This is a genomic window from Nocardia sp. No.11, from assembly GCF_038752175.1.
Lineage (GTDB): Bacteria > Actinomycetota > Actinomycetes > Mycobacteriales > Mycobacteriaceae > Nocardia > Nocardia canadensis.
Map to the genome: position 1 here is coordinate 1 of NZ_JBCGFB010000225.1, position 4449 is coordinate 4449.

A 4449-nucleotide genomic window follows, 5' to 3' on the forward strand; every position below is an offset into this window, starting at 1 on the left:
CACAACAGCGGCTGCCAGGCGAGGTCCTCGGGGACCGGACCGCCCGCACCGTCGGTGTCGGCGCCGCGGGCCCAGTCGAGGATCAGCTGCGGTCGCTGCGCGGCGTAGGAGTCGAACAGCACCGCCAGGTGCGCGGCGGTGGCGTAGCGCCTGCCCACCCGATGCCCCGCGCCGGGCAGCCCGAGGTGGCGCGCCAGCACGGCCGCCCACGGTTGCTCGACGACCTCGTCGAGCACGCCCAGCAGGGTCCACACCAAGCGCTGGCCCGCCCACGGATCGTCGGCGGGCGCGACCCCGCTCGCGGCGGCCAGCACCTCGGCCACCAGCGCCGTCGGCGCGGGAAACGCGATATTGGCGGCCACGCCGTCACCGGCACCCGCCACGCCGAGCACGCCCGAGAGCCGCTGCGCCAGCCAGCGCTCCACCCCCTTCGCCGGGACCGCGACCACCTCGGTGGTGAACGGATCGACCGGCGCGTCGGCGAGCACCCGCCCCAGTCCGTCGGCCAGCGCGTCGGCGCGTTCGGCGCGATGGAGGTGCAACGGCATCCGTTGTTTATACGCCCAGCGACCGACCCGCAATCGTGCGGCCCCGCCGGGACCACCGCGCAGGGCGAGTGAAATAGACCACACCGCAACGCGTCCCGGCCGTGCCTGCGCCACCCTGGTTACCCACCGTGGGATCGTTGCCCTTCGGGTGGGACAGTTCGGCCGCAGGCGAAAGGCTGGTCCGGTTCATGATCGCGCAGGTGATTCCCCTGGTTCCCGGTGGCGGTTTCATCGTCCGCCGTGTGGGCGACCGCTGGGAGCTGATCAACTCCCGGCGCTACGGGCCGGATCAGGTGCTGCACTCCTGGCCGCTGAATCAGCACGGCGAAGCGTTCGAGCACTGCCACCGGCTCAACGGCTGTACCATCGCGACCCCGCACGCCGCGCATCACTGAGCGGAAAACCGGTGCGGCGCAACGACGCTGTAACACACTCGGGTGCGCACCTCAAGTAGTGCACAACGGCGTCAGGTGTGCGAGTGTGGTCCCTCGTGCGTGACCGTTCCCCCGCCACCCGCGTCGTTCCCCGGGTCGCAGCAACCGCCTGTCTCCTCGCCGCCGCGGCCGTCCTCACTCCGGGCGTCCCCGTGCTGGTCCCTTCGGCCCACGCCGTGCCACCTGCGCTCACCCAGGTGTCGCAGCCCGGCTTCGACAGCGATATGAGTTCGCGGATCGCGCGGGTGAACGCCTATCTAGCCGGGCGCCCCGGCGTCACCGGGTACGTGCTGCGCGATCGCCGCACCGGTGGCATCTACGCCAACGAGCACGCCGAGAACCAGGTGTGGACCGCCTCGACGATCAAGCTGGCCATCGCCGCCGACCTGCTCAACCGGGCCAGGGTCGGCGCCATCGGACTGTCTCCCGAGGACCGCGCCAACATGGAGTCGATGCTGGCCACCTCCAACGATCACGCCGCCGACGTGCTGTGGAACAAGTACATCGGCATCGATCGGATGGCCTACAACAACGCGTTTCGCGCGTACGGCATGGTCAGCCTGATCCCGCAGCCGACCGCCTCCGCGATGTTCCCCGACTGGTCGTTCCAGAAGTGCACCGCCGCCGACCTGGACCGGCTGATGAACACCATCCTCGACACGATGCACCCCGACGACCTCGCCTACCTGCTGGACCGGATGCGCTCGGTCGACTCCAACCAGCACTGGGGTGTCTGGGGCGCCGGCTCGCGGATGCGGCCCGGCCTGAAGAACGGCTGGTCGGCCGAGGCCGACGGCTGGGTGGTCAACTCGGTCGGCGTCGCCGGTGACGGCGAGCGCTACACCCTGGCCATCATGAACGCCCTCGGCAGCGACGGCGGATACACCGAGGGTTCCGAGACCGACACCAAGGTCGCCGAGCTCCTGCTTGCCGGTCGCTGACCTTTCCCGTCCCGTATTCTCGATCTTGTCGACCGGTCCGCGTGCCACGGTGTCGCTCACCGCGGTCCGCGGTTCCCGGTGAGAGAACGCACCACAGCAGGATCGGAACCGGGATCTCGTGGCGACGCTGCCTCCGGAGCCGACTACGGTTAACCCTGTCACCACCGTTGCGGGGCCCACCCCAGTCTGTCGAGGAGCAGGACGATGAGCACTCAGTCTGTCGGGAACCAGCGACACCGTGTGGTGGTGATCGGTTCCGGGTTCGGCGGCTTGTTCGGCACCAGGCACCTGCGCAAGGCAGATGTCGACATCACCCTGATCTCCAAGACCTCCACGCACCTGTTCCAGCCGCTGCTGTACCAGGTGGCCACTGGCATCCTCTCGACCGGCGAGATCGCGCCCGCCACCCGGCTGGTGCTGCGCAAGCAGAAGAACGCGCAGGTGTTGCTCGGCGATGTCCACGACATCGACCTGGTCAACAACACGGTCACCTCGCGACTACTCAACCGCGACACCGTCACCCCGTTCGACAGCCTCATCGTCGCCACCGGCGCGCAGCAGTCGTACTTCGGCAACGACCACTTCGCCACCTTCGCGCCCGGCATGAAGACGATCGACGACGCCCTCGAACTGCGCGCCCGCATCCTCGGCGCCTTCGAGCAGGCCGAACTCGCGACCACGCAGGAGGAGCGCGACCGGCTGCTCACCTTCATCGTCGTCGGCGCCGGTCCGACCGGCGTGGAGCTGGCCGGTCAGATCGCCGAGCTGGCCGACCGCACACTCGACGGCACCTTCCGCACCATCGACCCCCGTGACGCGCGCGTCATCCTGCTCGAGGGCGCGGGCGCGGTGCTCGGCCCGATGGGCCCCAAGCTGGGCGCCAAGGCCGCCAAGCGGCTCGAGAAGATGGGCGTGGAGATCCAGCTCAACGCCATGGTGACCGATGTCGACGCGCACGGCGTCGTCGTCAAGGACGCCGACGGCGGCACCCGCCGGATCGAATCCGCCTGCAAGGTGTGGTCGGCCGGTGTGCAGGCCAGCCCGCTGGGCAAGATGATCGCCGAGCGCTCCGAGGGCACCGAGGTCGACCGGGCCGGGCGCGTCATCGTGGAACCGGACCTCACGGTCAAGGGTCACCCGAACATCTTCGTGGTCGGCGACCTCATGTCGGTGCCCGGCGTGCCGGGTCAGGCGCAGGGCGCGATCCAGGGTTCCACCTACGCGGCCAAGGCCATCAAGGCCGGTCTCAAGGGCCAGACCCCCGAGCAGCGCGCGCCGTTCAAGTACTTCAACAAGGGCTCGATGGCGACGATCTCGCGGTTCGACGCCGTCTGCCAGATCGGCAAGATCGAGTTCAGCGGCTTCCTGGCCTGGCTGGCCTGGCTGGCGCTGCACCTGTACTACCTGGTCGGATATCGCAGCCGGATCGTCACCGTGATCGGCTGGTTCGTCTCCTTCCTCGGCCGCAATCGCGGTCAGATGGCCGCCACCGAGCAGTGGGTCTTCGCCCGGCTGGCGATCGAGGAGGTCCAGTCCGATCAGGCCGACGCCGACGAGCTGGCGGCGGCGCTGGGTGCCCCGCCCGGTAACAACAGCAAGGCGCGTCAACAGCGCGAAGTCGGCTAGGTGCCGTGTACCGCGAGGCCGGGTGGTTCCCCGAACCACCCGGCCTTCGCCGTATTCCGGGTTGCCGTCGTTTCGGACCCATCCGGGTCCGGTCCCGGTCCGAATGCCGGACGTCATATGTGTGACCAATCCCCCGGATGAAAGGTGATCTATGGCGACGGGGAAACACAGGGCGCCGAGCCCGCAGCGACAGAAGGTGGGTTCGGTCGTCGCGGCAGGAGCGGTACCCCTGGTCATGGCCCTGATCGGCACGGGCACCGCGAACGCCGATCCCGCGCAGGCGGCGGTGACCCAGACCGAGCATCCGGCCGGGCCGGAGTTCGACGCGGTGGCACCCAACGCCACCCCCTATGTGGGCCAGCAGATGCCGGAGAACACGCGCAGTTCGCTGGCGTGGTCGCGATCCGGCCCGGAGACGGATTACCTGTCCCCGGTGGGCACGCTGCACACGCCGACCGCGGTCGCGCCGGTGCCGCCGATCCTGCCGCCACCGGGACAGTTCCGCTTCGGTGACCAGCTGGTCCCGGTGCCGGACTTCGTCCCGGTCGACACGTCGATCCAGATCAACGACGCCGCGGCCAACACCGAGGCCAATCTCGCGACGTTCCTCGACTCGGTCGGGCTCGAGCGCAGCCGCTCGGACCGGATCGCCTCGGAGACCCTGGGCTCGGCCGCCCGCGGCGCGGCGGTCGGGTCGATGGTGGCCACCCCGTTCGCCATGGTGGCGAGCACGGGCGGCGCGGTGGCCGGTCTGGTCGCCGGTATCCCGTTCGTCCCGATCGGCCTGGTCGCGGGCCCGATCCTCGGCGGGATGGCCGCCTACATGGCGGTGTCGGTGCCGTTCACGGTGGTCGGCGCCGGTGTCGGCGCGGCGGTGGGCGCGGCGAGCGGGTTCCTCGC

At 69.9% G+C, this 4449-nt stretch carries 5 protein-coding genes; 4 read left to right on the forward strand and 1 reads right to left on the reverse strand.

Going from position 1 to position 4449, the window contains the following annotated elements; genetic code table 11:
* The coding region (locus V8688_RS31410) for an exodeoxyribonuclease V subunit gamma (RefSeq protein ID WP_342802330.1) at positions 1-548 on the reverse strand (548 nt) is incomplete at its 3' end.
* A gap of 188 nt (positions 549-736) precedes the next feature.
* Between V8688_RS31410 and V8688_RS31415 the strand changes: the two genes are divergently transcribed.
* The 4 genes from V8688_RS31415 to V8688_RS31430 form a co-directional block, all read left to right on the forward strand.
* Positions 737-943 (forward strand): hypothetical protein, encoded by a 207-nt coding sequence (locus tag V8688_RS31415; RefSeq protein WP_218719820.1) that lies wholly within the window; start codon positions 737-739, stop codon positions 941-943.
* An 83-nt stretch (positions 944-1026) separates the two neighbouring features.
* Positions 1027-1923, forward strand: coding sequence for a tat pathway signal sequence (locus V8688_RS31420; protein WP_218719766.1), 897 nt, complete (start codon positions 1027-1029; stop codon positions 1921-1923).
* Between the two features lie 204 nt (positions 1924-2127).
* Positions 2128-3549: an NAD(P)/FAD-dependent oxidoreductase gene (locus V8688_RS31425; protein ID WP_218719767.1), complete on the forward strand. Its 1422-nt coding sequence runs from the start codon at positions 2128-2130 to the stop codon at positions 3547-3549.
* Between the two features lie 151 nt (positions 3550-3700).
* Positions 3701-4449 (forward strand): hypothetical protein (locus tag V8688_RS31430; RefSeq protein ID WP_342802331.1); only part of this gene is annotated, 749 nt, incomplete at its 3' end.

Coding starts and splice junctions, on each gene's coding strand:
- V8688_RS31425 (WP_218719767.1), top strand. CDS start 2,128: ATGAGCACTCAGTCTGTCGGGAACCAGCGACACCGTGTGGTGGTGATC.
- V8688_RS31415 (WP_218719820.1), top strand. CDS start 737: ATGATCGCGCAGGTGATTCCCCTGGTTCCCGGTGGCGGTTTCATCGTC.